Source organism: Lentzea sp. NPDC006480 (assembly GCF_040611995.1).
Taxonomy (GTDB): Bacteria; Actinomycetota; Actinomycetes; order Mycobacteriales; family Pseudonocardiaceae; genus Lentzea.
Genome location: NZ_JBEXPJ010000014.1, coordinates 44864 through 71155, shown reverse-complemented (window position 1 = coordinate 71155; position 26292 = coordinate 44864). Strand labels below are relative to the sequence as shown.

At 68.3% G+C, this 26292-nt stretch carries 29 protein-coding genes; 10 read left to right on the top strand and 19 right to left on the bottom strand.

The genetic code is table 11. The annotated features are described in order from the left end of the window. Nucleotides 1–2: 2 nt before the first annotated feature. Complete coding sequence (locus ABZX92_RS08600; RefSeq protein ID WP_355555467.1) at nt 3–830, top strand: LysR family transcriptional regulator; 828 nt, start codon at nt 3–5, stop codon at nt 828–830. Here the strand turns inward: ABZX92_RS08600 and ABZX92_RS08595 are convergent. From ABZX92_RS08595 to ABZX92_RS08580, 4 genes are all read right to left on the bottom strand, one after another. Continuing rightward, complete coding sequence (locus ABZX92_RS08595) at nt 823–1842, bottom strand: CopD family protein (RefSeq protein ID WP_355555465.1); 1020 nt, start codon at nt 1840–1842, stop codon at nt 823–825. The two genes, ABZX92_RS08600 and ABZX92_RS08595, sit on opposite strands and share 8 nt — an antisense overlap. Continuing rightward, complete coding sequence (locus tag ABZX92_RS08590) at nt 1839–2363, bottom strand: copper resistance CopC family protein (RefSeq protein ID WP_355555463.1); 525 nt, start codon at nt 2361–2363, stop codon at nt 1839–1841. The genes ABZX92_RS08595 and ABZX92_RS08590 overlap by 4 nt, the downstream gene beginning before the upstream one ends. Beyond that, the gene (locus ABZX92_RS08585) at nt 2360–3076 is read right to left on the bottom strand and encodes a YcnI family protein (protein ID WP_355555461.1); all 717 of its coding nucleotides are present in this window, start codon (nt 3074–3076) and stop codon (nt 2360–2362) included. The genes ABZX92_RS08590 and ABZX92_RS08585 overlap by 4 nt, the downstream gene beginning before the upstream one ends. 70 nt (nt 3077–3146) lie before the next feature. Further along, complete coding sequence (locus tag ABZX92_RS08580) at nt 3147–3662, bottom strand: hypothetical protein (protein ID WP_355555459.1); 516 nt, start codon at nt 3660–3662, stop codon at nt 3147–3149. 58 nt (nt 3663–3720) lie between these two features. On the opposite strand from ABZX92_RS08580, the gene ABZX92_RS08575 reads away from it, so the two are divergent. Continuing rightward, nucleotides 3721–5322, top strand: coding sequence for a BCCT family transporter (locus tag ABZX92_RS08575; protein WP_355555457.1), 1602 nt, complete (start codon nt 3721–3723; stop codon nt 5320–5322). A 43-nt stretch (nt 5323–5365) separates the two neighbouring features. Here ABZX92_RS08575 and ABZX92_RS08570 read toward each other — a convergent pair whose 3' ends face one another. Then, entirely contained in the window at nt 5366–5800 is a 435-nt protein-coding gene (locus ABZX92_RS08570) for a DUF6474 family protein (protein ID WP_355555456.1), read from the bottom strand. A gap of 83 nt (nt 5801–5883) precedes the next feature. Here ABZX92_RS08570 and ABZX92_RS08565 point away from each other — a divergent pair, with 83 nt between their 5' ends. After that, nucleotides 5884–7527 (top strand): TM0106 family RecB-like putative nuclease, encoded by a 1644-nt coding sequence (locus ABZX92_RS08565; RefSeq protein WP_355555454.1) that lies wholly within the window; start codon nt 5884–5886, stop codon nt 7525–7527. Here the strand turns inward: ABZX92_RS08565 and ABZX92_RS08560 are convergent. Beyond that, nucleotides 7524–8282: an SDR family NAD(P)-dependent oxidoreductase gene (locus ABZX92_RS08560; protein ID WP_355555452.1), complete on the bottom strand. Its 759-nt coding sequence runs from the start codon at nt 8280–8282 to the stop codon at nt 7524–7526. The two genes, ABZX92_RS08565 and ABZX92_RS08560, sit on opposite strands and share 4 nt — an antisense overlap. Nucleotides 8283–8564: 282 nt before the next feature. On the opposite strand from ABZX92_RS08560, the gene ABZX92_RS08555 reads away from it, so the two are divergent. Further along, nucleotides 8565–9866, top strand: a complete 1302-nt coding sequence (locus ABZX92_RS08555) for a UDP-glucose/GDP-mannose dehydrogenase family protein (protein WP_355555450.1) — start codon at nt 8565–8567, stop codon at nt 9864–9866. A gap of 20 nt (nt 9867–9886) precedes the next feature. Then, a complete protein-coding gene (locus tag ABZX92_RS08550) occupies nt 9887–11668 on the top strand; it encodes a gamma-glutamyltransferase family protein (protein ID WP_355555448.1) in 1782 nt (593 codons plus the stop codon). Here the strand turns inward: ABZX92_RS08550 and ABZX92_RS08545 are convergent. From ABZX92_RS08545 to ABZX92_RS08535, 3 genes are all read right to left on the bottom strand, one after another. Beyond that, the gene (locus ABZX92_RS08545; RefSeq protein WP_355555446.1) at nt 11665–11886 is read right to left on the bottom strand and encodes a hypothetical protein; all 222 of its coding nucleotides are present in this window, start codon (nt 11884–11886) and stop codon (nt 11665–11667) included. The genes ABZX92_RS08550 and ABZX92_RS08545 overlap by 4 nt on opposite strands. Before the next feature lie 98 nt (nt 11887–11984). Continuing rightward, nucleotides 11985–12329 (bottom strand): hypothetical protein, encoded by a 345-nt coding sequence (locus ABZX92_RS08540; RefSeq protein WP_355555444.1) that lies wholly within the window; start codon nt 12327–12329, stop codon nt 11985–11987. Nucleotides 12330–12394: 65 nt separating this feature from the next. Then, nucleotides 12395–12652, bottom strand: a complete 258-nt coding sequence (locus ABZX92_RS08535; RefSeq protein ID WP_355555442.1) for a hypothetical protein — start codon at nt 12650–12652, stop codon at nt 12395–12397. A 73-nt stretch (nt 12653–12725) separates the two neighbouring features. Between ABZX92_RS08535 and ABZX92_RS08530 the strand changes: the two genes are divergently transcribed. Further along, the gene (locus ABZX92_RS08530; RefSeq protein WP_355555441.1) at nt 12726–13538 is read left to right on the top strand and encodes a helix-turn-helix transcriptional regulator; all 813 of its coding nucleotides are present in this window, start codon (nt 12726–12728) and stop codon (nt 13536–13538) included. A 6-nt stretch (nt 13539–13544) separates the two neighbouring features. After that, the gene (locus tag ABZX92_RS08525; protein WP_355555439.1) at nt 13545–13724 is read left to right on the top strand and encodes a DUF397 domain-containing protein; all 180 of its coding nucleotides are present in this window, start codon (nt 13545–13547) and stop codon (nt 13722–13724) included. Nucleotides 13725–13728: 4 nt separating this feature from the next. Here the strand turns inward: ABZX92_RS08525 and ABZX92_RS08520 are convergent, their stop codons facing one another. From ABZX92_RS08520 to ABZX92_RS08505, 4 genes are all read right to left on the bottom strand, one after another. Beyond that, nucleotides 13729–14103 (bottom strand): hypothetical protein, encoded by a 375-nt coding sequence (locus tag ABZX92_RS08520; RefSeq protein WP_089907541.1) that lies wholly within the window; start codon nt 14101–14103, stop codon nt 13729–13731. Nucleotides 14104–14447: 344 nt separating this feature from the next. Next, entirely contained in the window at nt 14448–16127 is a 1680-nt protein-coding gene (locus tag ABZX92_RS08515; RefSeq protein ID WP_355555438.1) for a methyltransferase domain-containing protein, read from the bottom strand. Nucleotides 16128–16143: 16 nt separating this feature from the next. Further along, nucleotides 16144–17013, bottom strand: a complete 870-nt coding sequence (locus tag ABZX92_RS08510; RefSeq protein ID WP_355555436.1) for a glycosyltransferase — start codon at nt 17011–17013, stop codon at nt 16144–16146. Next, the gene (locus ABZX92_RS08505) at nt 17010–18128 is read right to left on the bottom strand and encodes an SHOCT domain-containing protein (protein ID WP_355555434.1); all 1119 of its coding nucleotides are present in this window, start codon (nt 18126–18128) and stop codon (nt 17010–17012) included. The genes ABZX92_RS08510 and ABZX92_RS08505 overlap by 4 nt, the downstream gene beginning before the upstream one ends. Nucleotides 18129–18330: 202 nt before the next feature. On the opposite strand from ABZX92_RS08505, the gene msrA reads away from it, so the two are divergent. Both msrA and ABZX92_RS08495 read left to right on the top strand, forming a co-directional pair. Then, entirely contained in the window at nt 18331–18990 is a 660-nt protein-coding gene (gene msrA, locus ABZX92_RS08500) for a peptide-methionine (S)-S-oxide reductase MsrA (RefSeq protein WP_355555432.1), read from the top strand. 12 nt (nt 18991–19002) lie between these two features. Then, nucleotides 19003–19911 (top strand): hypothetical protein, encoded by a 909-nt coding sequence (locus ABZX92_RS08495; RefSeq protein ID WP_355555430.1) that lies wholly within the window; start codon nt 19003–19005, stop codon nt 19909–19911. On the opposite strand, the gene ABZX92_RS08490 is transcribed toward ABZX92_RS08495, so the two are convergent. The 5 genes from ABZX92_RS08490 to ABZX92_RS08470 all read right to left on the bottom strand — a co-directional run bounded on the left by ABZX92_RS08490 (nt 19898) and on the right by ABZX92_RS08470 (nt 24647). Further along, entirely contained in the window at nt 19898–20116 is a 219-nt protein-coding gene (locus ABZX92_RS08490; RefSeq protein WP_355555428.1) for a hypothetical protein, read from the bottom strand. The genes ABZX92_RS08495 and ABZX92_RS08490 overlap by 14 nt on opposite strands. A 233-nt stretch (nt 20117–20349) precedes the next feature. Further along, nucleotides 20350–20706, bottom strand: coding sequence for a septal ring lytic transglycosylase RlpA family protein (locus tag ABZX92_RS08485; RefSeq protein WP_355555427.1), 357 nt, complete (start codon nt 20704–20706; stop codon nt 20350–20352). A gap of 45 nt (nt 20707–20751) precedes the next feature. Beyond that, nucleotides 20752–21144: a contact-dependent growth inhibition system immunity protein gene (locus tag ABZX92_RS08480; protein ID WP_355555425.1), complete on the bottom strand. Its 393-nt coding sequence runs from the start codon at nt 21142–21144 to the stop codon at nt 20752–20754. A 28-nt stretch (nt 21145–21172) separates the two neighbouring features. Then, nucleotides 21173–21802 (bottom strand): hypothetical protein, encoded by a 630-nt coding sequence (locus tag ABZX92_RS08475; RefSeq protein ID WP_355555423.1) that lies wholly within the window; start codon nt 21800–21802, stop codon nt 21173–21175. Between the two features lie 40 nt (nt 21803–21842). Next, entirely contained in the window at nt 21843–24647 is a 2805-nt protein-coding gene (locus ABZX92_RS08470) for a BTAD domain-containing putative transcriptional regulator (RefSeq protein ID WP_355555421.1), read from the bottom strand. Nucleotides 24648–24705: 58 nt separating this feature from the next. Between ABZX92_RS08470 and ABZX92_RS08465 the strand changes: the two genes are divergently transcribed. Next, nucleotides 24706–25752 (top strand): cytochrome P450, encoded by a 1047-nt coding sequence (locus tag ABZX92_RS08465; RefSeq protein ID WP_355555419.1) that lies wholly within the window; start codon nt 24706–24708, stop codon nt 25750–25752. On the opposite strand, the gene ABZX92_RS08460 is transcribed toward ABZX92_RS08465, so the two are convergent. Then, nucleotides 25727–26155, bottom strand: a complete 429-nt coding sequence (locus ABZX92_RS08460) for an OsmC family peroxiredoxin (RefSeq protein WP_355555417.1) — start codon at nt 26153–26155, stop codon at nt 25727–25729. The two genes, ABZX92_RS08465 and ABZX92_RS08460, sit on opposite strands and share 26 nt — an antisense overlap. Nucleotides 26156–26292: the final 137 nt, after the last annotated feature.

Here is a 26292-nt window from a genome sequence, read left to right as displayed (position 1 = left end):
GCGTGGAGACGCGAGAGTTGCGGTACTTCGTCGCGGTGGCCGAGGAGCTCCACTTCGGCCGGGCCGCCGACCGGCTCGGTATCGCCCAGCCACCGTTGTCGCGGACGATCGCCCAGCTCGAACAACGACTCGGTGTCGCGTTGCTGACCCGCACCAGCCGGAAGGTCTCGCTGACCGAGGCGGGCGCGGTGCTGCTGGCCGAGGGACGGGCGATCCTCGGTGCGATCGCCGCCGCCGAGAGGCGCACCCGCACCGTCGACCGGCCGTCGCTGGTGCTGGCCGCGAAAGCCGGTGGCTCCAGTGAACTGCTCGCGAAGCTCCTCGACGCCTATGCCGCCGAGCCCGGCGCGATCGCCGTCGAACTGCTGTTGTGCGAGGCCCACACCCGGCAACCGCTGTTCGACGGCCGGGCCGACGTGGCGATCCTGCACGAGCCGTACGACTCGACCGCCGGTCTCGATGCCGAGGCCCTGTACAGCGAGAGTCAGTACGCCGTCCTGCCCAACTCGCATCCACTGGCCGGTGCGGCGCAGTTGCGGATGGCCGACGTCATCGATCTGCCGGAGCTCGCGCGCTGGCCGGAGCCCGACGGCACATATCTTCCCGGCCCCGGCGTGGAGGTGCACAACCTGACCCAGCTCTTCCAGATGATCGCGCTCGGCCGTGCCGTCGCGGTCATGCCGGAGATCGTCCGCACGGGCCTGCTCGAAGGCCTGGTCGCGGTGCCGGTGGTCGACGCGCCGAAGGTGACGACGGTGATCGCCTGGCCGCCGCACAGCAGGTCGCGTGCCGTCGCCGACCTGGTGCGGGTGGCGATGGGGTTCAGCTGACGGGTGCGCGGCTGAGGATCACGGCGAGGCCGAACGCCACGCCCATGATCGTCACTTCCAGAATCGCCCACTGCACGATCGCGGTGACCTTGTGCTGGGAGATCTTCGGCAGCAACCGCCATCGGATGTGCGCGCCGAGCAGTGCGATCGCGCCGGCGCACAGCGACTTGCCCAGCAACAGCAACCCGTAGCCGGTCGTGACCAGCGACTGCGGGAACGGCACGACCGGATTGAGGATCAGCTCCAGCAGTCCGTTGAACAGGCCGGTCACCGCGACGACGATCAGGCTGATGGTCGCGACCGTGGAGAACTTCGGCAGCGCGACCGCCAGCAGCCCCTTGCGGTAGGCGACCAAGGCCATCAACGCGCCGAGCCCGCCCGCCCAGGCCGCGGCGCCCAGCACGTGCAGCTCCATGGAGACCATCGAGTAGTCGTGGTACTTCCAGTTGGAGGCGTGCCCGGTCACCGGGATCGGCAGCAGCCCGAACATCGAGATGAGAATCCGCAGCTCAGCGGGTACGGACTCGCCGCTGCGCACGGCCATCACGCCGATGATCAGGTAGATGAACGCGCAGGCCGCGCTGAACAGCAGTCCCTTGCCCGCGCCGACGTTCGCGATGTAGTCGATCGCGTTGCCGATGCTGACGTTGCTGCCCGGTCGCAGCTCGGCGGCCTGCAGCACGATCGCCAGCAACGCCGTGATCACCCAGACGGCGGCGGCGATGACCGCGGCCGGCCGGGCGAGCTTCATGACCGGTTCGGTGTGCGTGGGCCGGTCGAAGCCGAGCAGCTTCGGCAGGATCGACAGCCCGACGACGATCGTCGCCGAGACGTCGAGCAGCACCCGCGTGACCGGCAGGCCGTACCGGACCGCCGCCCCGGCGTCCACGACCCCGGCGACCACGACAGGTGGTGCGAGCGCGAGGCCGAGCGCGATGCCCGCGAGAGCGCCGAAGATCAGCCCGGCGAGCACGCGGTAGTGGGAGGGGGCGGCGGTCCGGACGTCGCTCATGCCTTCGTGCCTCCGCCGCGCAGGGCGAAGAACACGCCACCGCCGAGCAGCACCACGGCGCCGACGATCCACACCCAGATGGGCAGACCGTCGCTCGAACCGCTGTCGGCCGTGTCGCTGGCCGCGACCTGGCGAGGCGTGCCGGTGCCGTCCTTGGTGAGCGTGAACGTCAGCTCACCGGAGACGGGGTGGCCGTCCGCGGACAGGATGCGATAGCCGATCTTGTACTGCCCGGCCTTGCCGAGCGCGTTGATCTTCTGACTGACCGCGGTGTCCTTGATCGTCGGGTCGCCCTCGACCTCGTAGTGGCCACCGCTGGAGTCGATCACCGAGATCGCGTTGATGCCCTGACCGCCCTGCACGTCCTGGTCGAACGTCAGCGTGACCGTGGACGGGCCGACCTCCAGCGAGGTCTTGTCCTTCGGGTCGCTGCTGATCAACGCGTTGTGCGCCGCCGCGGGGGCGGCCGTGGCGAGCACGGCCGCACCAGCGAACAGGAACGCGACTAGAGCGCGCTTCATGCCTTGCGCCTCGACCGCAGGATCGCGCCGACACCGAAGCCCAGGCCGAGCGCGCCGACGGCCAGACCGGCGCCACCGAGGTAGCGGGCGGTCTTGTCGGAACCGGAGACCGACGCCTCGTGCGTGTCGGTGTGGCTGTCAGCGGCCGGGGTCGTGCCGTGGCCGCCGTGTTCGTCAGCGCCGGCGGCCTTCGGGGCGAGCTTCAGCGCGGGCGCCGGGTGCTCCGGCTCCTTGCCGTCGGCGCCGGTGGCCTGCGACCAGTCGACGACCTCGCCGTTCTCGTAGGTCTGCTTGGTCGGCAGTTCGAGCTTGTCCTTGCCCTCCGGCAGGGTCCCGAGCGCGACGAAGAACTCCTGGTACTCGTTGATCCCGATCTTCACGCCGGGGTCGGCGGTCCAGGTGATCGTCTTGAACGCCTCGGTGACCTCCTTGCCCGCGATGGTCACCGGCTTGTCGAGCTTGGCCTTGACCGCCTCGGCCTTCCAGCCGGTCAGCGGCTTGGTGCGCACCGACGTGAGCGGGGTGTCCGTCGGCAGCGTCACCTCGATCTTGGTGGTGCCGGCGTTGTCCCGCTCGTTCGGGACGCGGAACGCGAACGTGGCGCGGCCGCCCTGGGTGAAGTCGGACGGCTGGGCGCTGACGTGCGCCGATGCGATGGTCGGGGTGCCGAGAACGGCGAGTCCGGCAACGCCGAGGACGGCGAGCGCGCGCACGCCAAATCGATTTGTCGACATGAAGTTGTGGCTCCTGATTGCCAAGGGGTCTGTTGGGGGATACGGATGATCAGGAGCCACAGGGCGGGCCGCGCCGCCGATTTGCCCGCGAGATGTCCAGGTAGTGCGCGTTCTGGACGTACGGCGTGCTGGTGAACGACCGCGCCGGCGCGGTGACCGGCAGCGGCGTGAGCCTGCGGGGGATCAGGCGCGTGACTGCGGCGAACAGCCTGAACAGGGCGTTCTCCGCGTGGAACAGGAGGATGCCGGTCAGCGTCGCGGCCACGAGGTGCGCCACGAACATCTTCCCGGTGAGCGTGTTGGTGTGTTCGTGGTTCACCCACGACAGCAGCAGGTGCTGAGCGAGCTGGGCGGTGCCGAGACCGGCGATGACCGAGAGCTTCCCGGTCCGCTTGTCCGCGAGCGACGTCGCCGCGAACGCGATCAGCACCACGAGTGGCAACGCGTGGATGAACTCCGACAGCTCTCCGCCGCCCAGTCCGTGCGCGGCGATCGTGAGCGAAGCAGAGGTCAGCGCAAGCGCGGCACCACGCAGGGTGCGCAACTCACTCGACCGTGTGCTCACGTCGGTGAGGGTAATCGGAGGAGTTTGCCCCGGTCTATGAGCGGGTAACTAGGGCCGCATGACCGTTCAATGCGACAAGCCGGGCCGTACCGACCGGGTTGTGTTCGGCGTTGCCGCAGGTCTCACGCTTGCGTTCGTGACCTGGGGAATCGTAGGTACAGACTCGTTGGCCGCTGCCTCGAAGACAGCGCTGTCCTGGATCATCCAGAATCTGGGATGGGCCTTTGTGATCACGGCCTCGGGGTTCGTGGTGTTCGCGCTGTGGCTCGCGTTCAGCCGCTACGGCAAGATCCCGCTCGGCCGCGACGACGAGAAACCCGAGTTCAAGACCGTCTCGTGGGTGGCGATGATGTTCAGCGCCGGCATGGGCATCGGGTTGATGTTCTACGGCGTCAACGAGCCGCTGACCCACTTCGTGAAGCCGCCGCCCGGGACTGACGGCGATCCTTTGGAAACCGCGATGGCCACGACGCTCTTCCACTGGACGCTGCATCCGTGGGCGATTTACGCCATCGTCGGCATCGCGATCGCCTACAGCAGCTTCCGGCGTGGGCGATCTTCGCTGATCAGCTCTGCTTTCGCGCCGCTGCTGGGACGTCGGGCGGCTAGTGGCTGGGGCCGCGCGATCGACGTGATGGCGATCTTCGCGACGCTGTTCGGGTCGGCCGCTTCACTCGGGCTCGGTGCGCTGCAGATCGGGTCCGGGCTGGAGGCCGCCGGGTGGGCCGGTGACGTTGGCAAGGGTGTGCTGGTCGCGATCATCGCGGTGCTGACCGTGGCTTTCGTCGCGTCCGCCGTGTCCGGTGTCGCCAAGGGGATCCAGTGGCTGTCGAACATCAACATGGTGCTGGCCGTGGTGCTGGCGCTGTTCTTGTTCGTGGTCGGGCCGACCGTGTTCATCCTGAACCTGCTGCCCACGGCGATCGGGGACTACTTCCGCGAGCTGGCTTCGATGGCCGGGCGGACCGCTGCCTCTGGTGGGGACGCCACCGAGACCTGGTTGTCCGGGTGGACGATCTTCTACTGGGCGTGGTGGATCTCGTGGACGCCGTTCGTCGGGATGTTCATCGCGCGGATCTCGCGAGGGCGGACGATCAAGCAGTTCGTGGCCGGGGTGATCCTGGTGCCGTCCGCGGTGTCGCTGGTGTGGTTCGCGATCCTGGGCGGGACGGCGATCTTCGAGCAGCGGTCCGGTGTTGATCTCGCTGGACAGTCCACCCCGGAGTCGCAGCTGTTCTCGCTGCTGAACCAGTTCCCGTTGGCCGCGATGGCCGGGGTCGTGGTGATGCTGCTGGTGGCGATCTTCTTCGTGTCCGGGGCGGATGCCGCCTCGATCGTGATGGGAACGCTCTCGCAGGAGGGGTCCATCCAGCCCCGGAAACCCGTGGTGGTGTTCTGGGGTGTGCTGACCGGTGCGGTCGCCGCGGTCATGCTGCTGGTCGGTGGGTCGAACGCGCTGACAGGGCTGCAGAACCTCACGATCATCGCGGCGTTGCCGTTCATGGTCGTGATGGTCGGGCTGTGCGTCTCTCTCGCCCGTGATCTCCGCTCGGATCCGATGATCAAGCGTGAGGAGCGCGTGGCCGAGGTGATGGAAGAGGTTGCCGACAGTTATCCACAGATCGCCGAACGGCAGCTTGACGTGCCCGTATCCCGATAAAATGGAGCCGGGGCCGGTCCCCCAGGGAGGGCGGGGGTCTGCCCTAGCGCACGTTCAAACGCCTGAGGAGTTCCTGCTCCAGCACGTCCAGATCAGTTCCGACGGCCCGGTGCGCAGCTTTGCGCCGGGCCGTCGGCATGCGTTCGGAAGCGCGCACGGCGGCCAGCAGCTGAGTCAGGCGGGCTTCGGTTTTCGAAACCCAGGCTTCGTCGGAAACGCGCAAAGGCTCCATCGAGTCGGAGAAGCCGACGATTCGGGCGTGCAGGCGGGCGCCGTGGCCGGAGTACTTGCCGATGTCCGCGACGTCGATGCCGAGGCGGCGCGCGCGGTAGCGGTCGTACTGCTCGCTCAGCACGCCGGCACCTCTGGCGATCACCGGGGCGAGCACCGGAATGAGGGCCGGGGCAATCACCTTTGCCACTCCGACCAGGTTCTTGGCCCTCTTGGGCGTGATCAGATGGCCGGTTTTGCGCGCCATTCGGGTACACCTCCTCCGTCACGTGAAACTTACTGCCCAGGTTGCTGACACATCAGATGGACGCGCGACATACGCTGCATCCTGTGACTTCCCAGGTGCAGCTAGACGCCGGCGTGGTCACTCGTTGTCGGCGGCGGGTGCACCTCGAAAACGATCCGGAGATGCGCGGCGCTCCCAAGGCGGCGCTGGATCCGGCTTCGGAACAACGGAAAGCGGACGCGACGAACCATCGCCGGGCGGTGGCGGACGCGCTCGGGCGGATTGCCGGTTCGAACTTCTTCGAGGTGCCGAACGGGCCTGAGGTGCGCAGTGCCGACCGGGAACGGGTCACGCTCGCGGCCATGGAGATGGGTGCCCAGTACATCTGGGGGGCCGCGTTGCCACGTGATCCCCGTGGTGGCCGCCGTGGCGGGATCGACCTGCTGGTCAAGGACACCACCGGATACGTGCCGGTGCTCGTGGTGCGGCACAAGATCACCGATCCGGGCCAGGGCGCTCGCACCAGCCCGTTGACCATGCCGTTGCCCGGTGGGAGCCGGACGGATCCGCATCGGAAGGTGCGGCCGCAGCCTCGGGACCAGCTCAGGCTGGCCCATGCGCAACGGCAGCTGCAGGCCGCCGGGTACGCGGCGCACGGGCGGGCCACCGGCGGCGTGATCGGCATGGACGCCGACGTGGTGCTGTGGCACGACCTGGAAGCGCCCACGTGGCCGGGTGGCCGCAACGCGCTGGCCGAGTACGACGCCAGGTTCTCGGATCGGCTCGCGGTCGCGCTGGCGGCGGCGAACCAGCGGGACCCGCTGGCCCGGCCGTCGCGGATCGTGGACTGCAAGACGTGTCCGTGGTGGCCCACTTGCGACAACGATCTCAAGCAGGGGCGGGACGTCAGCCTCGTCGTGCGCGGCGAGGACGCGGTGGCGCTGCGGAAGGCCGGGTTGTCCACTGTGGACCAGCTGGCCGAGCTGGATCCGCAGGGCGAAGGGCCGATCCAGCTCGTCGGCATGCCGTTCGGCGACGCGGTGGTGCTGGCGCGGGCGTGGCTGCGGGACCTGACGCTGGTGCGCCGGGTGCCCGAGATGAGGGTGCCGCGCGCGGACGTCGAGGTCGACGTCGACATGGAGAGCTTCGGCGATCTCGGCGCCTACATGTGGGGCTGCCTGCTGTCCGGAAAGGACATCGACGAGGAGCACGGGTACCGCGCCTTCGTCACGTGGGATGCCTTGCCGTGCGACGACGAGGCGCGTTCGTTCGCCGAGTTCTGGACCTGGTTGACCGGGATCCGGTTGCGCGCCAAGGCACGCGGGCTGTCGTTCAAGGCCTACTGCTACAACGAGCTGGCCGAGAACCGCTGGCTGCTGGGCTCGGCGGAACGGTTCGCCGGCAAGCCCGGCATCCCGACGGTGGCGCAGATCAAGGAGTTCATCAACTCGGACTCCTGGGTCGACCTGTTCGGGATCGTCCGTGAGCAGTTCCTGTGCGCGCACGGCAAGGGCCTGAAGATCATCGCACCGGCCGCGGGGTTCACCTGGCGCGATCCGGAGGCCGGCGGCGAGAACTCGATGCGCTGGTACCGGTCGGCCGTGGGGCTCAACGGCGACGAGCTCGACGTCGAGCAGCGGCAGAGGCTGCTGGAGTACAACGAGGACGACGTCCGGGCCACCCACCGCCTGCGCGAGTGGATGACCTCGGACGCCATGTCCAAGCTGCCTTTTGCAGGCGACCTCTAGCGGGGCGCCATGCGGAGAGCGCCGTCCATCCGGATGACCTCGCCGTTCAGGTAGTCGTGCTCGACCAGCGAGACCGCGAGCTGCGCGTACTCGGTGGGCTGGGCCAGGCGCTTCGGGAACGGGATGCCGGCGGCGAGGCCCGCGCGGAACTCGTCCGAGACGGTGGCGAGCATCGGGGTGTCGACGATGCCGGGGGCGATGGTCAGCACGCGGATGCCGACGTTCGAGAGGTCGCGGGCGGCCGGGAGGGTCATGCCGACGACGCCGCCCTTGGAGGAGGCGTAGGCGACCTGGCCGATCTGGCCGTCGAACGCCGCGATCGAGGCGGTGTTGATGATGACGCCGCGGGCGCCGTGCTCCAGCTCCTCGGTCTTGCCCATGGCGGCGGCGGCCAGGCGCAGGACGTTGAAGGTGCCGATCAGGTTGACCTCGATGACCTTGCGGTAGAGGTCGAGGTCGTGCGGGCCGGTCTTGCCGACGGTGCGGGTCGACGGGCCGATGCCCGCGCAGTTCACCGTGATGCGCAGCGGGGCGCCGGAGCCGGCCGCGGTGTCGACGGCGGCCTGGACCTCTTCACCGGAGGTCACGTCGGCCGACAGGTAGGTGACGTTCTCGATCGTGTCGGCCTTCTCGATGGCGCTGGGCAGGTCGAGCGCGAACACCTGCGCTCCACGCGCCGCCAGCGCACGTGCGGTCGCGCCGCCGAGGCCGGACGCGCCACCGGTGACGATGGCCGCGGTACCCGAGATCTCCATGCCTTCATCCTCCTCGAAGCGAACTGCTCGCGAGGAGGTTAACGGTCGTTACCTGAACATCAACGGTCGGACCAGTGGAGCAGTGCCACCAGAGGCACCGCCGCCAGCAGCGCGAGGCCGATGAAGATCGTCGCGATCGTCAGAATTCCCATGCCTTGAACTGTGCCGTTCGACCGTGTTCGAAACATCGGCCGCGCCGGTAGACCTCTGGTAGGAGATCTGTCACGGTCAGCTACGACGAAAGTCGTACGGCGTTCAACTGGGCATGTCAGGGTCACTCTTATGTTTGCGCGCCGTATCGCCGTAGTGGGCACCGGTTACGTCGGGTTGACGACGGGCGCCTGCCTCGCGTCTCTGGGACACCGCGTGGTCTGCGCGGACGTCGACGCCTTGAAGGTGGCGCGGCTGCGGGCCGGGCAGGTCGACATCCTCGAACCAGGGCTCGCCGAGCTCGTCGTCGAAGGCCAGGCGGCCGGGCGGCTGGAGTTCGTGGTCGGGGCCGCGCCCGCGGTGCTCGAGGCCGATGTCGTGTTCCTGTGTCTGCCGACGCCGATGGGCGCGGGCGGCGCGGCCGATCTGAGCGCCGTCGAGTCGGTGGCCGCGGAGATCTCCGAGGTGCTGCCGTACGGGACGGTCATCGTCACCAAGTCGACCGTGCCAGTCGGGACGTCGGCACGCGTGCGCGCGCTGCTCGGCCGTGAGGACATCGCGGTCGTGTCGAACCCGGAGTTCCTGCGCGAGGGCACGGCTGTGCGCGACTTCCTGCACCCGGACCGGATTGTGGTCGGCTCGGACTCGCCGTCCGCCGCCGAACGGGTCGCAGCGCTGTTCGCCAAGCTCGGTGCGCCGACCGTGCTGATGGACGCCGCGAGCGCCGAGATGGTCAAGTACGCCGCGAACTGCTTCCTCGCGATGAAGCTCTCATACGTCAACGCGGTCGCTGAGCTGTGCGAACTGCTGGGTGCGGACATCGAGTCGGTGTCCGAGGGCATGGGTTACGACAAGCGGATCGGGCAGTCGTTCCTGAAGCCCGGGCCGGGCTGGGGCGGCTCGTGCCTGCCGAAGGACACGCACGCGATGGTGCAGATCGCCGAGGCGGTCGGGGTCGACTTCGGACTGGTCCGCTCGACGATCGAGGCCAACGTCCGTGCGCAGATGCGGGTCGTGGACAAGGTTCGCGTCGCATGCGGCGGCTCGTTGGCCGGAGTGCGGATCGGCGTGCTCGGGCTCGCGTTCAAGGCGGGGACGAACGACCTGCGCGACTCGCCGGCGTTGGCCGTCGCCGAGCAGCTGGTGCTCGAAGGTGCCGAGCTGACCGCGTTCGACCCCGAGGTGACAGGGCCGCTCGCCGGAATGCTGCTGGTCGACGACCCTTACCAGGCGGTCAAGGGAGCCGAGGCCGTCGTGCTGCTGACGGACTGGCCGGTGTTCCGCACGCTCGACTGGGTGCGCGTCGCCGAGCTGATGGACGGCCACACCGTCGTCGACTCTCGCAACCACCTGGACGCCGACGCATTGGAGCGCGCCGGACTGCTCCATTCGGGTGTGGGGCGTGCGTCACTCGGAGTCACGCAATTTAGTTAGCGTCGCATACCTTTGTAGGCGTGTTCACCACGCGCCCTGAACTCGTCGGCACCTTCGGCATGGTCGCATCGACCCACTGGCTGGCCTCCTCGGCGGCCATGGCTGTACTTGAGGACGGCGGCAACGCGTTCGACGCGGCCGTGACCGCCGGGTTCGTGTTGCAGGTGGTGGAACCGCACCTCAACGGCCCCGGTGGCGAAGTTCCGATCATCTTCGCGGCCGCTGGTGCGGCGCCGCGGGTGCTGTGCGGACAGGGCGTGGCTCCGGCCGGCGCGTCGATCGACCACTACACGTCACTCGGCCTGGAACTGGTTCCCGGCAGCGGGTTGCTGGCCGCGACCGTGCCCGGCGCCTGGGACGGGTGGCTCACTCTTCTGCGTGACTACGGCACCAAGTCGTTGCGCGATGTGCTGGACAAGGCGATCGGCTACGCGCGGGACGGCTTCCCGCTCGTCGAACGCGCGGTGCACACCATCTCGTTGGTCTCGGACCTCTTCCGCGACCACTGGCCGACGTCCGCTGCTCAGTGGATGCCCAGCGGTGCGCTGCCGGTGCCCGGTGGCCGCTTCCGCAACCCGAAGCTCGCTGACACGTGGGAATGGCTGCTCGCGGCTGCCGAGGCCGCCGGCGCTGATCGTGAGGCGCAGATCGAGGCCGCGCGCAGGGCCTGGTCGCAGGGGTTCGTGGCCGCGCAGGTCGACGAGTTCTGCCGCTCCGAGTTCCGCGACGACTCCGGCCGTGATCATGCCGGTGTGCTGACCGGTGCGGACATGGCGTCGTGGGAGGCGTCGTACGAGGACGCGGTGCTGACCGACTTCGGCTCGTGGACGCTGGTGAAGGCCGGGGCGTGGACGCAGGGACCCGTGCTGGCGCAACAGCTCCGGCTGCTGGAGGGTTACGAGCTGTCCTATGTGGATGGAAAGCCCAGCGCGGAGACCATCCACCTGGCCGTCGAGGCCGCCAAGCTCGCCTTCGCCGACCGCGAGGCTTGGTACGGCGACGTTCCGGACGTGCCCCTGGAGACGTTGCTGTCGCGTTCTTACGCTGCAGAGCGCCGTGCGCTGATCGGCGACGACGCTTCCTTCGAGCTGCGCCCCGGTTCGCCCGACGGCCGGGAACCGTTGCTGCCCAAGCACATCGTCGGCGGACCGTCGGTGCTCGTGTCCGACCCGACCGGCGCGATCGGCGAACCGACCGTGGCCCGTTCCGGTGTGACGCGCGGCGACACCGTGCACGTCGATGTCGTGGACCGCTGGGGCAACATGGTGTCCGCGACCCCGTCCGGCGGCTGGCTGCAGTCGTCGCCGACGATCCCGTCGCTCGGCTTCTGCCTGGGCAGCCGCGCCCAGATGTTCTGGCTGGACAAGGGTTTGCCGAACTCGCTGGCTCCCGGCAAGCGCCCGCGGATCACCTTGTCACCGTCGATGGCGCTGCGGGACGGCGTTCCAGCGCTGGCGTTCGGCACGCCCGGCGGCGACCAGCAGGACCAGTGGCAGCTCGGCTTCTGGCTCGCGCACCTGGCAGGCTTGAACCTGCAGGAGGCGATCGACTCGCCGATGTGGCACTCGAACGCGTTCCCGAGCTCGTTCTACCCGCGTGCCTGGACACCCGGCGAGCTCGTGATCGAGTCCCGAGTCGGCGCCGACACCCTGGAAGCGTTGCGTGCGAAGGGCCACCAGGTAGTGGACGCCGGTGAGTGGACCCTCGGCCGGATGTCGGCCGTGGCGAGGGACTCCTCGGACGGACTCCTGCGCGCCGGTGCGAATCCACGGGGCGCGCAGGGTTACGCGGTGGGTCGTTAGCCGCCGATGATCTGAGAGCCGTCGTGGATCATCTCCACGTTGCCGCCCATGTTGTGCAGCGTGGAGATGCCCGCGCTCTGGCCGAGCTCGCTGACCTTGCCGACGGCGTCGACGTTCGGCAGCTGCGGCAGCTCCGGCGCGGCCTGTGCGGTGCCGGCCAGGGCGGCGATGGCACCGGCGGCGATGCCGGCGGACGCGACGATCTTCTTGATGCTCAAGGCGTTTCGCTCCGTAAATGGCGTGAAAAAAGTGGAACGGCGCCCGATTCGAGGGGGAGGGAATCGGGCGCCGCCCCGGCCAGGAAGTACTGGTTGGATCAGATGTCGACGTGCGCGAGGCCGTTCCACGGACCCTGGGGCTCGTTGAGGCCGAGCAGCGTCGCGGCGGGAACACCGTTGCCGCCGGCGTCGACGTTCTCCACGATCGCGGTGACGTCCGCGTCCTGCGCGTTGACGGCCTGGATCTTGCCGGCCACGTCCGAGGTGTCGACCTTCGCGAGGTCGCCGACCGACGCGACGTCACCCAGCTGACCACCCAGGTCGGGCTGCGTGTGCGCGGTGGCGTCGACGGTGTCAGCGTGTGCGATGCCACCCAGGCCGAGCATTACGGCGGTGCTGCCGAGGGCAACGGCGGCCCCCGCGACGGTCTTCCTGAGGTTCATGGGCGCGAACGTTTCGTGTTCGACCCCTCTACATCAAGCTGCGTAACTCAGGCGAGGGAACTTCTTCATCCGTTGGAGGGACGCCACTCCATTCCAACCGTGCAGACGCGGACTTCCTCCCGCCACACCGTGATCGCGAACGTGCCCGCTTTCGTTTCGGTCCGCGAGAGGAAGTCGTACGCGCACTCGAGGGTGTAGCGCCGCTGCCACTCCTCGCCTTTTCTTATGTACCAACCGTGGTCGACGACCTCCTCGACCTGCTCGAGGTCCAGCGCACCGCTGGGCAGCCGTCGGTGGTACTCGATGCGATGGAAGTGGTCCATGCAAAGGACGTTCCTCACCAGCCCCGAGAGGTGAGAATCTCAAAGTGCGGATCTTGCCCGTACCGTTTGGACCGTGGCCGAACCCACGTACCGAATGCAGCGCCTGGGACAGGCGTTGCAGTTGCTGCGTGAGCGCGCAGGCATGAGCCAGCACCAGGTGGCGCAGCGGCTGCACTACAACGTCCCGAAGATCAGCCGCATCGAGAACGGCCAGTTGCCCGACATCCACGCGTTGCGCGCGATGCTCGACCTCTACGGCGTGATTGGCGATGAAGAAGCCCCGTACATCGAGATGTGGGAGCTGGCCAGGGAGAAAGGCTGGTGGCGTGCCTACGCTCTTGACGGGTACGGCTACCTCGGCCTTGAGCACGACGCCGCACGTGTCAGGGAGTTCCAGTTCGGTTACATCCCAGGACAGCTGCAGACCGTGCGATACATGCGGGCGTTGTTCACAGGCTCAGCGAGGCAGCGATCCAAGAAGCGGATCGAGGACGACGTTGCCATCCGCGTTCGCCGGCAACAGCGCTTGGTCGCCGACAACCCGCTTGAGTACCACGCCATCATCTATGAAGCCGCCCTGCGGCAAGCTGATCGAGAGCAGCTTCTGCATCTCGTCGAGGTGGGCCGCCTGCCGAACGTGACCATCCAAGTCCTGCTGGAATCAGCAGGACTTCACGAGGGGCAGAGCGGACCGTTCACGCTGCTGGACATGCCGTTCGCCGGTGATCCACAGGTTCTCTACATCGAGTACATGGGTGGCTCGATCCACATCGAAGACTCACGGCAAGTGAAGGCCGCTACGCTCGTCTTCAAGCACCTCTCGAAGCTGGCGCTGTCCCATGACGAGTCCGCCACATGGATCGAGAGGTTGGCTGCCGAGAGGTAGGGAATCGTGTGGCGCAAGAGCAGTCGTAGTAGCGGTGGCCAGGATGCGAACTGTGTCGAGATTGCGCTGAACGGCTCAAAGGCGCTCGTTCGAGACACCAAAAACCGGACAGGATTTGTCATCCAGTCCGGTAATTGGCAAGCGTTCATCGGCGCCGTAAAGCGCGGAGACTTCGAAACTGACTAACGGGTCAGGCGATCGCGCCCGGTGGCAGCTTCAACTTGAACGGCAGCGTGGTGACGACGGCCAGATCGGAAGCGGTCGCCTTCATCAGCGTCGGCGCGTTGCGCGCACCCGGCTCCGGCAGGTCCAGCAACCTGTCCACGGCCTCGATCAGCGGACCTTCGTAGATCCACACGGCCTGGGCCGGGCGGGCCGAGTCGCGCACCGCGGGCAGACGTCCCGCGCGCGCCTCCGTCTCCGACCAGAAGAGGATCGAGTCGATGAAGCCTCTGCGCTGCTTGAACGCCATGATGCGGTCGAGCTGCCCGGCGTCGTCCCTCAAGTGGAGGAACTGAAAACCGCTCTCGCGCAGCTCGATGACCTTGTTCAGTGCGTGGTCCATGGCGCACCTACCCCTGTGAGGTCCCCTTCGGGCGACCGTTCAGTCATACGACCCGAAAGGATCGTACGGTAAGTCAACGTTCGTCCGTAAGACGTACTCCGAACGAGTATCTCAATTGGTGGACGTTTGTGGCTTAGGGTAATCACTGGCGTCCTTGTTGGGGGAAACGGCCAGGAGGGCCATTACGGTTCGCGTCAGGAACGCCAAACCGCCCAATGTGACTAATGTCACTGTGATCCACATGTGCCGCCTCCGAGTGGTGACCTACACCCGTAGTAGACGTCTAGCACTCGGCGGCGGTTGCAAGTCGCACCGACTCGCGTTCTTAACAGAGATCCCGAAGTTCATCGCCTGCGCACGCGGCGAGCGATGTTGCCGAAAGCACGCACCGGGGCGCTGAACTTCCACGACGTTGACGAGCGGAGCTCGTTGAGGGCGTGGTGGGCGTTGTGGGAGACCTGGTGGATGGCGGCCAGCTCCGCCTCCAGCTCGGCGATGCGCCGCTCGCTGATCTCGTTGCGCTCCAGCACGCGGTCGAGGTTGCGGGCTGAACCGGGCGGCAACATCAGTGCGTGCTTGTCCAGCTCCACGTGCACCAGCGCGCGCATGACCAGCCACTCGTCGGGGTTCACGACGTGCGCTGACGACTTGTCGGACCACTTGTTGTAGATCGCGGTCATCTGCTCCGTGTCGTGCACGCCGCACAACGAGGCGGCGCGCACCAGGAAGTCCCAGTCCTCGCAGACGGTCAGCGTCTCGTTGAACGCGAAGCCCAGCTCGACGAGTCGGCGGGGGAACGCGAAGCAGTGGAACGGCGTCTCGTTCTGCCGCAAATGCCTCAGCATGTCGAAACGCGTCGCGTACGTGGGCGTGAGCGGGCCGCTCGCGTAGCCGTCGTCGCCCCACGTGCGCTTCTGCTCGGCCGCCCACCAGCGGACGATCGTGCCAGGGGCCTCGGCCGCGCCTTCGTGGACGTTCTCGACGTAGTTCGCGAGCACGAGGTCGTCATCGTCCAGGAAGACGACGTAGTCGCCACGGGCGGCACGCAGGCCGACGTTCGCGGGAACGCTGCGGGTGCCGCCGTCGCACGACAAGGTGCGCACGCGCTGGGCGAGGTTGCCTTCGAAGTCGTCGACCAGCTCCTGCACAGCGCGCAGCCGTGTCGAGTCGTGCACCACGATCACGACCTCGAAGTCGAGGTCGGTCTGCGCGCCGAGGCAGCACAGCACGTCGCTCAACGCCAGCGGGCGCTTGCCCTGGGTGCGAATCACGATGCTGAGGAAGACCGAGCCCGCGTCCTGCGCGGCAGGCGCGCGCCGAGCGCCGCGGTGGTAGCGGCGCACGAACTGGTTCACCGAGCCGAAGTCGTCCGCCTCGTCGCGCAGCGTCCGCAAGAAGGAGCCGACGTTCGTCTTCGGCTCGAACAGCGGGTGCAGGGCGCGGTGCTGGTCGGACTGCTCGAGCAGGAAGTCCTCACGGGCCGACTCGTACCAGCCGGTCGTCGTCGTCAGCTCCGTCAGCGACGACTCGGTGAAGAACCGGACGTGCGTGCGGTCGAGGAGACCGGACTCCGTCATCTCCCAGCGGCCGGCGAGCAGCTGCCGGGCGAGGTCGACGTGCGCGACGTTCGGGATGCTGATGATCAGCTCGGCGTCCTGCTCCGCGATCACGCCCAGCGAGGTCAGCACCGCCGACGGATCCGGCACGTGCTCCAGCACGTCCAGGCACAGCACGGCCGCGACGGACCGCCCGGAGACGATCTTGTCCAGCGACGTCGCCAGGTCCGGTGCCGTCAGGTCGACGACGTGGCCCTCCAGACCGCGCGCGGCGAGGGCCTCGATCGCCGCCGCGTCCACATCGATGCCGACGTAGGTGGCGCCGCTGGCCGTGATCGGGTCCGCGACCGCCGCGGCGCCGCAGCCGATGTCCAGCACGATCTTGCCGTGCGGATCGGTGCCCGCGAGCAGGCGGACAGCGGCGCCGTACGGGCCGTTCTCGTTGAAGTCGAACTCGTAGTTGCCCACGCGGAGTACCCCAGGTTCAGAAGCGGCGGCGGCCGTACTCGAAGTCGATGAAGTCGGCGACCGTGCTCGCGTTCGGCAGGGGATCGGGCAGATCGTCCTCGTCGAGTCGCTGGAAGTCCGCGACCGCGCGCTTCTGGTCGTCGTGGCCGTGCCGGGTGACGACGTCGACCGTCTCCTCGACGAGGTCGGCGCGGTCGTACTTCGTCAGCAGCTTGAGCCTGCCGAGCAGGCCGGCGTGCAGCTCGATGCTCGTCGGTGCGACGTTCGCCTTGTCGTCGAGCCGCTTGTCGTGGAACACCACGGCTTTCGGCTGGTGCACGACGCGTGACCCCGCGAGCCGCAGACGCCAGCTGAGGTCGACGTCGTTGACGTAGGACGGGAACGACACCTGGTCGAACCCGCCGACCTCGTGGAACAACTTCGTCCGCACGAGCAGGCAGGCGCCGCTCGCCCAGCTCTGGTCACCCGTCGAAGGGTCGAACCACTTCGGGTGCTCACAAGGGATCTGACGGGCGTCCACGGCACCTACGTGCACGTCGCGGGCCGCCTTCAGCAGGTGCTTGAGCAACATCGGCGCGACGTAGGTGTCGGGGTTGAGCAGCAGCAGGTAGTCCTCGTCCGCACCTTCCGCGAGCCTGTTGCAGCCCGCGCTGTGGCCGAGGTTCTCGCCGAACCACGTGTAGTGCAGAGCCGCGAAGCCGGTGTTGTCCTGCAACGACTGCACGTCGCTCGCACCGATCATCGGCGTGCTCGAGCAGTCTCCGATGTGGACGGTCACGTCGATGTCGGCGTGCTGCGCGCTCTGGTTCAGAGCGCGCATGCAACGCCACACCTCGTCGAGCTCGTTGTGGAACAGGACGACGGCGACCCGAAGCGTCGTCCTCATTTAGCGGGCGTGTGCTCGAGCTGGTCGGCCAGGACCTGCTTGAAGGCGGCGACCACGTCGGCTTCGTTGGCGCCGAGCACCTCGACGCGGAGGAGCTCGCCACCGGAGACGTAGCTACCGCGCCGCACCTGGAGGGTCTTGCCCGCCGCGTCCTTGACCTCCGCGCCGAAGACCTTCACCCCCGGCTTCGACTCGGTGGGCGACTCGGCGAAGGCGAACCGCAGCTGGTCGTTCTCCATCGCGTCGCGCAACGCGGCGGGGTCGGCGCACTTGAACGCCCACATGCTGTCCGAGTTGCCCTTGGTGTCCAGCACGACGACCGAGCGGGTCTCGGTGACGTCGAACCGCTTGAGCATCAGCAGATCGGGCTCCGGCAACGGCTTCGCGGCTTCCAGCTGCTGCGGGGTGTAGGTGTTCGGGCCGTTCTTGGCGCCTTCGGGAATGGTGAGGTTGCCGAACGGCGTGGGCTTCTTCTTGGTGGGCGACTGCGAGGTGGGCGCCGGGTTGGTCGGAGACGGGTCCGCGTTGTTGCTGCCCGTGCCCTTGAACACCGTGAACCAGAGCACCGCGCCCGCGACGAGCACCAGCACGACGCCGAAGATCGCGAACACCTTGCCCTTGCCGGAGGGCTTGTCGTCGAAGACCTCCGGGCCGTGCGCCTGGAACCCGCCGCCACCCCACTGAGGCGCCATCAGGTCGTGGTCGCCCGTGGTCCACGGCGGCGGCTGCGCCGATGAGGCCGAGTACGGGTTCTGCGGCGGCGTGGCCTGCCAGCCACCGTGCGGGGGCTGCGCGGGCCGGACGAACTGGGTGCGCTCGGCGCTGGCGTCGCCCGCGGAAACGACCTGCGTGCGATCCGCGTTCTCGGGCTGCGGGGTCTTGCCGGGGACGTTCGAGACCACCTGGGTGCGGTTCGACGAATCGTCCTGTCCCTGGTCCCATCTGAACGGCGGTGGGAAGGAGTTCGGCGCCGGGGCCTGCTGCGCAGGTGCGGCGGCCGCTCCTCCGGCGGATCCGGCGAGAATCTCGTCACGGCGGCGGCGGTACTCGTCCGCCGAGATCTTTCCCGAGGCCAGCACCGCGTCAAGGCGGCTGAGCTCCTCCTGCCAGGTCACGCCGGCCTTCCTTTCTGCTGCTCACCGCTGCCCGCGCGCGGGCAATCCCAGGGTCGTGCTCGCGGTATGTCTATCGTACGAGTTGCTCTTCTCCGCAGTGGGTGGAAGGAGCATTTTGTGACCACCTGGGACCGGAAAGATCGTACGAACGCCGCGCCGGACTGCAGCCCGTCAGGGAACCGGCCCGCGTAGATTGATCCGCATGGCGTTGTTCGGTCGTGACAAAACGCAGGTCACCGGCGCTGCGGACGCTCTGCCGGGCCGCGCGGACCCCGTCGTGGTGCCGGCCCACCACGCCGTCTTCGCCGACCGCGGCCTGCAACCACCCTTCCCGGCGGGACACCGCACCGCGGTGTTCGGGATGGGCTGCTTCTGGGGCGCTGAACGCCTCTTCTGGCAGACGCCCGGAGTCTGGACCACCGCGGCCGGTTACGCGGGTGGCCACACCCCGAACCCCACCTACGAAGAGGTGTGCTCGGGCCGCACCGGGCACGCCGAGGTGGTCCTGGTCGTCTTCGACCCGGCCGCGTTGCCCTACCAGGACCTGCTAAGGGTGTTCTGGGAGGGACACGACCCGACGCAGGGCATGCGGCAAGGTGCGGACGTCGGCAGCCAGTACCGGTCGATCGCGTTGTACTCGGACGAGGGACAGCGGGTCACGGCGGAGGCCTCCCGCGACGTCTACCAGCGGGCGTTGAACGCCTCCGGGCTCGGGCAGATCACCACCGAGGTGAAGCGACTCGGGGAGTTCTACTACGCCGAGGACTACCACCAGCAGTACCTCTCCGATGCCAAGAACCCCTACGGCTACTGCGGTCTCGGCGGGACGGGTGTGTCCTGTCCCGTCGGCTTGAAGGCCTGAGACGATCAGTTCATGGGGGCGAAGCTCGACTTCTTCGCCGACGTCGTGCAGACCGGCACGATCCTCGGCGCCGACGCGGACATGGGGCCGGACGTGGTGGCCGCGGTGCTGGGCGACGACTTCAGCGAGAACTGGAACGGCCGGAGCTACTGGCGGTCGTACGGCCTCGTCGAGATGGCCTGGTACCGGCGCAGGCGCGGTCTTGGGCTGATGGGTGAGCACTGGGCGGTGCAGGCGCATCGGCTGGCGTACGGCGTGCCGCTCGATCGGGCGATCGTGGCCAGGTACGGCGAGTTCAGCGGGCTGCAGATGTTCGACGAGCTGCGGGACGAGCTGGCCCGGCGCGGTACCGGGCTGGTGGAGCTGGGCGGGCCCGAGTTCGGGCACCAGCAGTACTGGCAGCCGGACGCGCAGGTCGTGCTGTACGTGTCGGTGGAGGACGATCCCGGCACCGTGCAGAAGATCTTCTCGGCGTTCGGGGACGACCACACCATCACGTTCAAGGGCGACCACCGCGTCGTCTGGCAGCAGATGAAAGAGGTCTGCGCCATGACGGAGGACCAGCGCCGCCGGTGGGTCGAGAAGAAGCGGCCGGACGACTTCCGGTCCTGGTGGCGGTACTGCACCCGGCTCACGGCCGCGCGCACCGCGCTGGACGAGGTCGGCGACCGCGCGGCGTTCGTCGAGTTCGTCTTCTGGATGTGGACGTTCGGCGAGCAACGCGACGTCTGCACATCGAAGGAAGTCGCCTACCAGCAGGCGATGTTCGCTGCCCGCATCGACGAGCTGCACCCCGAGCTGGAGCTGCCGAGTCACGAGGTGCTGGCCGCCGCGTGCCTCAGCCACGTCAGCGAGCTGATGACCCGCGACGACAAGAACCTGATCTACGCCGCGAAGCTGTTGGACGTCAGCAGAAGATGAGCCCGCACGGTTTCGTGGTCGTCGTCGTGGTCGGCCGCGGCGGTGTCGTGGTGGTGGGCTTCGGCGGCTGAGTCGTGGTCGTCGTGACCCCGGTTGTGGTCGTCGTGGTGGTGGTCGTAGTCGTTGTCTGAGAAGAAGAAGACGGCGCGGACGACGACGAGGTGGACGACACGGTCTGTGATGGTGTCTCGGTCTGCGTGGGCATCAGAGACGGGGTGTTGATCAGCGAAACGCGGGCTGGTTTGTCGCCCTCGGGGCCTGTCGGATCGCCCGCTGCGAGCGATCCGACATGCGGTGCGAGCACGTAAAACGCCGCGATGACGGCACCTAGGAGCGCCCCAGTGGCGAGCCGACCCGGCCCACTCATCGCCGCCAACACCCCGTTTGCCTATCCCGTTCACTCGATTGGGTCAAGCAAAACGAGAGTTTTGGTATCGATCAAACCCTGGTGACGGTCACGCCGACTACGCCCTGTGACAACGTGGCGATGGTCTTGAAGGCCTTCGGGGTCAGGTCGATGCAGCGACCGGTGACGAACGGGCCGCGGTCGTTGATCCGCACGGTCACGGTCTTGCCGTTGGAACGGTTCTTCACCTTGACCTTGGTGCCGAACGGCAGCGTCTTGTGCGCGGCGGTGAGCTTGTTGGGGTCGAAGCGCTCGCCGCTGGCCGTCGTACCGCCACCGGTGTAGTAGGAGGCCTTGCAGGTCTCGGCCGAGGCGACGGGGGTGAACAGCACTGCGGTGGCGGCGAGGGAGGCCAGTGTGAGGCCGGCGGCCGCGAGGGTCTTTGCCATGGCACCAGCAACTCACCGGGCGGCAAAGAGACGCCTAACGCGCGCCTAACCGGGAAACTGCTCGGCGGCGTTCACCAGCAGCTGCCAGTCGCCCTCGGGCAACGTGCGCAGCCGGTCCAGCAGAACCGACATCCGCGCCAGTAACGCAGGGTGATCGGTCCAGAACGAATGATCTACTCTCAGTAGAGCGGCCAGCAGGTCGCCCGGGTACAGGGCGAACGACCGCAGCGGGTCCGACTCGACGTGCTCCAGCGCCAGCAGCGCGGTCACGTCCAGGCCCACCTGATGCGTCACCAGCAGGTGCAGCGACGTCGGCGTCAGCTCCCGCACCGGCAGGTCGCGCAACGCGCACAGGTCCCGGTACAGCTGCGTGGACGACTGGTCAGGTCTCAGCCAGTCGTCGTCGCTCAGGTGCGCGAGCGTTCTGTCGCGGTCCACGCACCCATCGTGCCTGCCAGGACAAGAGCTAGCGGGCCGACTGAGGCAACGGTTCGGCATTGGGCGACTGCCAGCCCACCCGGACGAACACCTCGCCCTCGTGCAGCAACGCCTGTGACGCCAGGCCCCACACGGTCGATGCGAGCAGTACAGAGCTCACGGCCTCGCCGAGTCGCACCCAGTCCTGGCCGATCATCCGGACCAACGCGCCGTTGCGCCGCGCCACGAGCTCCATGTCGCAGCTCTCGGCGTGGGCCGCGTGCAGCAGCCACGTCAGCGCCGAGTCCGGCACCTCGTCGGCCAGGAACGGGCGCGGATCCGCCCGCCGCAAGGAGATCGCCGCCGCGGAGGCCACCTCGCACGAGAACGGGTCCAGCTCCCAGCGCGGGTGCACGGACGCCACCTGGCCGTCGGCACCCGCGGAGCGCAGCACGTGGCAGTCCCAGCCCATCGCCGAGAGAGCAACGCGTACGTGGTGAAGCACCGCGCCACACGCGAGGAGCGCCGCCTGGTCCGTGCGCGTCGTGACGAGCTCCAGGCACTCGTTGCCCTCACGCCACCGCCACGGCGGCACGACGTCGAACGACGGTGCCCGCGCGGCGAGCTTCAGGACTTCTTCGATGGTTCCCACGTCTGGCCTGCGCACGCTGGTCCTCATTCAGCCCAGCCTGCCGACGCCCGGTTGCACGGAGCCTGCGTCACGACTGCGTGAGCTCTTTTTGGGCCGCCGCAATCACTGCGGCCACGGTCATCGCCGACCCGCGAGCGAACGAGGCGGCGTACTCCTCCTCGCCCAGGGCCTGCAAGCAAAGAGCCACGCATTGGTCATGCGACGCCGCGAAGTTCGCCGACCCGAACAGCGGCAACCCGACCGACTGCCACACCCGGTCAGCGCCGCCCAGCAACAACGCGGCGTGCGAAGCGGAGCCACACACGACCGAGATCAGCGCCAGCAGCTCCACCGACACCGCGATCCCCAGCAGGTCGTCGAACTTCTCCTTGATGCGCAACGAAGAAGTAGCCAGCTCACGGGCCTCGACGACGTCCCCACGTCCCATCGCGACGAACGCCAGGACGTACAACGCGTACGCGCGCGCCCACAGCTCACCGTTCTCCTCGCACACGGCTCGTGCTTCGGCGCAAAGAGAGGCTGCGCGGTCCAGCTCACCGCCAAAAGCCACCGTGATCGCCAACGCCACCCGCGCCATGATCACGTTGCTGTCCAGGTGCCCCAGCTCGGTGTGCACGCGGTCCGCCTCGGCCAGCAGCGACGCGCCCAGTGGCAGGTCGTCGTTGAACACCGCCGCCGCGCCCTGCACATAGGTCGCGTAGACGTCGGCGTCCGCGTCGTCCAGGAGCTCAGCCTCGGTTCGGCACGTCTCCAGCAGCGCCGGCACAGCGGCGGTGTTGCCTTGGAGCGTCGCCACGTACCCGTTGACCCACAACGCCTTGCAACGCGCCCGTGACGGCTCTGTCTCCAGCGACAACGCCCAGTTCAGCCAGTGCCGTCCCTCGGCGAACCGCCCGCAGCCGACCCAGTAGAACCACAGCGTCGCCGCCAGTCGCAACCCCGCGTCGGCCTCGCCCGGCGTCGTCAGCGAGTGCTCCAGAGCCGCCCGCAGGTTGCCGCTCTCGGTCGTCATCCACCCGACCGTCGCGGCCTGCCGTGGCGTGAACCAGGCCCGTTCGCCCTGCTCAGCCACACCGGCGTACCAGTCGCGATGCCTCAACCGCAGCCGTGCTTCCTCATCGCTCGCACGCAGCCGCGTCTGCCCGTACTGGCGCATGGTCTCCAGCAACCGATAGCGCGCCACGCCTGCGTGTTCCTCACGCTGCAGCACCGACTTGTCGACCAGGCCGTCGACCGCGTCGAACATGAAGTCCGCGGTCAGCGAGTCGTCCGAGCACACCGCCTCGGCCGCCGCGAGGTCGAAGCTGCCCGCGAACACGGACGCCCGCGCCCACAGCAGCTGTTCGCGCGGTGAGCAGAGGTCGAAGCTCCAGTCCATGGTCGCCAGCAGGGTCTGGTGCTGCGGCAACGCGGTCCGGCCGCCGTCGGTCAGCACCCTGAACCTGTCGTCGAGTCGTTCGAGCAGCTGCGCCGGCGTCAGCGCACGCACCCGCAGCGCCGCCATCTCGATCGCCAGCGGGATGCCGTCGAGTCGGCGGCACAGATCCGCCACGGCCTGCTCGTTCGCCCCCGTGATGACGAACGAGCCAGGCACGGCGGCGTCGGCGCGTTGAGCGAACAACGTCGCCGCCGGATAGGGGACCGACAACGGCGCCACGGCCAGCACCTGCTCGCCGTAGACCCGCAGCGCGCGCCTCGACGTCGCGATGACCCGCAACTTCGGGGCCACCCGCAACAGCGTGTCCACCAGGACCGCGCAGTGGTCGACGACGTGCTCGCAGTTGTCCAGCACCAGCAACGCGTCCCGGTCGGCGAGGAACTCCGTGAGCACCGACAGCTGCCCACGCCCGGTCTGGTCGACCACGCCCAGTGCCTCAGCCACGGTGTGCGGCACCAGAGCCCGGTCGCGCAACGCCGCCAGCTCCACCAGCCACACCCCGTCCGGTGGCTGCTCGCCCCGCGCCACGTGCACCGCGAGCCGCGTCTTGCCCACTCCGCCGACGCCGATCAGCGTGACCAGCCGGTGCTGCCGGATCAGGCCGGCGACGTGCCCGGTCTCCGGCCGGTCCACGAAGCTCGACCGGTCGGCGGGCAGGTTGCCGCGAATCAGGGGAGGCGTGCGTTCGGGCAGGTCAAGCCGTGGATCGGCGGCCAGCACCGCCTGTTCGAGGTCGCGCAGCCTGCTGCCGGGCTCGATGCCCAGCTCGTCGACCAGCACGCCGCGCGCCCGTTGGAACGCGGCCAGCGCCTCCGCCTGCCGCCCCGACCGGTAGAGCGCGATCATCAGCTGCTCCCACAGCCGCTCGCGGAACGGGTGTTGCTCGACCAGCGAGTTCACCAGCGGCGCCACGGCGGCGTGCTCACCGAGGGCGAGCGAGGCGTCCATCAGGTCCTCGGTCGCGTCCAGCCGCAGCTCGGTGAGCCGCGCGGACTCGTGCCGCGCCCACTCGCCCGGCCGGCAGTCCGCGAGCGGATCACCCGTCCACAACGCCAGTGCCTCGCGGAGCATCCGTGCGGAGTCCACCGGGTCGTCGCTCTTGCGTGCTGCTGCGACGAGCGCTTCGAACCGTGGGGCGTCCACGGTGTCCGCGGGTGTGTTGAGCACGTAGCCGGGTTCGCGGGTGGTGATCAGCTCGCCGAGCCCGGCGTCGCGGATCTGGCCGCGGAGGCGGGCGAGCAGGCTGTGCAGGGTCTTGGTGGCGGTCGCGGGTACCTCGTCCGACCAGAGCGCGTCCACGAGCGCGCTGCGCGGCACCGTCTCGCCCGGATTGAGGGCGAGCCGTGCGACCAGCGTTCGTTGTCCCGCGCTGCTGAGCTGAACTGCTCCGTTCGGACCGGTGAGTTCGAGCGGACCGAGCAGCCGGATGATCACTTGAATTCGTCCTGTCGTCAGCCCCCGACAAAGGCTGGAACCGGGACAAGATACTGCAATGGAATTCGACCCGAGAATCAACGCCCAGCGCGTGACCGCATACGCCGACCTGCGTGCCGTGCTGGCTGATCCGGTGACGTTCTCCTCCCGGAACATGACAGGTCCGCAGGTCGCGACCGTGGCGGCACTGCTGCCGCCAGAGCAGCGGCGATTGCTGGAATTGATGTCCTCGCTCAACGCGGCGGACGGAGCAAGGCACGCCCGAATTCGTGCGGCGGCGAATCAGAAATTCACTCCAACGGCCGTGCGCCAAATGGCTGATGCAATTCGGCTGCGCGCTAGGACGCTTCTCGACGAGCTGCCGGAGGAAGCGGACTTCGTGAGCGAGTTCGCCGCGCCGTTCGCGTTGGGAGTCGTCGGTGACGTGCTCGGCGTGCCCGAACGGGACTTCCCGCTGTTCCGCGAGTTCGTCGCGCCGGTGCTGGAGCTGACCAGCGGCGAGGAGGTCAGCGAGCGGGTCCTCGGGTCCTACTTCGCCGGGATGAACGAGTTCTGCGCCTACTTCGGGCGCTCGGACGCGTTCAAAGGCGGTCAGCTGTCCGAGCAGGAACGGCTGTCACTTTGCCTCGCCACCGTCGTCGCGGGCACCGACTCGACCACGAACCTGTTGGCCAGCATGCTGCTGCGGCTCGACGCACGGGAACGACGGCTGGGCGGCGTCGTGGAGGAGGTGGTGCGGCTCGACACGCCGTTCATCGGCTTCTTCCGCACGGCGACGTGCCCGGTGACGATGGGCGGGGTGAAGATCGCCGAGGGCGAGCACCTGTTCCTCGACTACGCGGCGGGCAACCGCGACCCCAAGGTGTTCACCGAGGGCTTCGACCCCGGCAGGCCGTCCGTACCGGGCCACCTCGGCTTCGGGCACGGACCGCACTACTGCCTCGGCGCGCAGCTGGCGCGCCTGGAAGGCCGGATCGTCGCCGAAGAGCTGCTCGACCGCTCGTCCGAGGTGGCCGAGCAGCCCGGCGACGTGCGCTACCGCAGGCACCTGATCAGTCACGGGCCCGCGGCGCTGCGGTTCAGACCAGGGCGGCGTCCAGCGTGATGTTCTCGACGGCCGCGAGCGCCTTGGAGACCGGGCAGTTCGCCTTGGCGCCCTCGGCCGCCGCGACGAAGTCCTCCTGGGAGAGGCCGGGCACGTTGGCGCGCACGGTCAGGTGGATGCCGGTGATGCCCTGGCCGGCGACGAAAGTCACCTTGGCGTTGGTGTCGATGGAGGTGGGCGGCGTGCCCGCGCCGGTCAGGCCGTGCGAGAGCGCCATGGAGTAGCAGGACGAGTGCGCGGCCGCGATGAGCTCCTCGGGGCTGGTCTTGCCGCCGGCCTCCTCGGCACGCGCCTTCCAGTCGATGTCGAAGCTGCCGCTCTTGGACGTTTCGAGGGCGACGTTGCCCTTGCCCTCGATGAGAGAGCCTTCCCAGTGCGCGCTAGCCGATTGGGTGACAGCCATGATCTCCATGTCCTTGTCGAAACGAGCTCGATCAGGTTGATGCGAGCGGACACCGGCCAGCTTTTCACGGTCTGGCCCCGAGATCACCTTGAGAACGCTGAGAAACGAAAGAAGCCGGTGTCCGTGGACACCGGCTT

What these genes read in the sequence shown, in the direction of transcription:
- ABZX92_RS08495 (WP_355555430.1), top strand. Translation starts at nt 19,003, where the DNA reads ATGGGGGCGAAGCTCGACTTCTTCGCCGACGTCGTGCAGACCGGCACG.
- ABZX92_RS08485 (WP_355555427.1), bottom strand. Translation starts at nt 20,706, where the DNA reads ATGGCAAAGACCCTCGCGGCCGCCGGCCTCACACTGGCCTCCCTCGCC.
- ABZX92_RS08510 (WP_355555436.1), bottom strand. Translation starts at nt 17,013, where the DNA reads ATGAGGACGACGCTTCGGGTCGCCGTCGTCCTGTTCCACAACGAGCTC.
- ABZX92_RS08575 (WP_355555457.1), top strand. Translation starts at nt 3,721, where the DNA reads ATGACCGTTCAATGCGACAAGCCGGGCCGTACCGACCGGGTTGTGTTC.
- ABZX92_RS08520 (WP_089907541.1), bottom strand. Translation starts at nt 14,103, where the DNA reads ATGGACCACGCACTGAACAAGGTCATCGAGCTGCGCGAGAGCGGTTTT.
- ABZX92_RS08560 (WP_355555452.1), bottom strand. Translation starts at nt 8,282, where the DNA reads ATGGAGATCTCGGGTACCGCGGCCATCGTCACCGGTGGCGCGTCCGGC.
- ABZX92_RS08535 (WP_355555442.1), bottom strand. Translation starts at nt 12,652, where the DNA reads ATGGACCACTTCCATCGCATCGAGTACCACCGACGGCTGCCCAGCGGT.
- ABZX92_RS08555 (WP_355555450.1), top strand. Translation starts at nt 8,565, where the DNA reads ATGTTTGCGCGCCGTATCGCCGTAGTGGGCACCGGTTACGTCGGGTTG.
- ABZX92_RS08475 (WP_355555423.1), bottom strand. Translation starts at nt 21,802, where the DNA reads ATGAGGACCAGCGTGCGCAGGCCAGACGTGGGAACCATCGAAGAAGTC.
- msrA (WP_355555432.1), top strand. Translation starts at nt 18,331, where the DNA reads ATGGCGTTGTTCGGTCGTGACAAAACGCAGGTCACCGGCGCTGCGGAC.
- ABZX92_RS08540 (WP_355555444.1), bottom strand. Translation starts at nt 12,329, where the DNA reads ATGAACCTCAGGAAGACCGTCGCGGGGGCCGCCGTTGCCCTCGGCAGC.
- ABZX92_RS08570 (WP_355555456.1), bottom strand. Translation starts at nt 5,800, where the DNA reads ATGGCGCGCAAAACCGGCCATCTGATCACGCCCAAGAGGGCCAAGAAC.
- ABZX92_RS08490 (WP_355555428.1), bottom strand. Translation starts at nt 20,116, where the DNA reads ATGCCCACGCAGACCGAGACACCATCACAGACCGTGTCGTCCACCTCG.
- ABZX92_RS08460 (WP_355555417.1), bottom strand. Translation starts at nt 26,155, where the DNA reads ATGGCTGTCACCCAATCGGCTAGCGCGCACTGGGAAGGCTCTCTCATC.
- ABZX92_RS08465 (WP_355555419.1), top strand. Translation starts at nt 24,706, where the DNA reads ATGGAATTCGACCCGAGAATCAACGCCCAGCGCGTGACCGCATACGCC.
- ABZX92_RS08590 (WP_355555463.1), bottom strand. Translation starts at nt 2,363, where the DNA reads ATGAAGCGCGCTCTAGTCGCGTTCCTGTTCGCTGGTGCGGCCGTGCTC.
- ABZX92_RS08595 (WP_355555465.1), bottom strand. Translation starts at nt 1,842, where the DNA reads ATGAGCGACGTCCGGACCGCCGCCCCCTCCCACTACCGCGTGCTCGCC.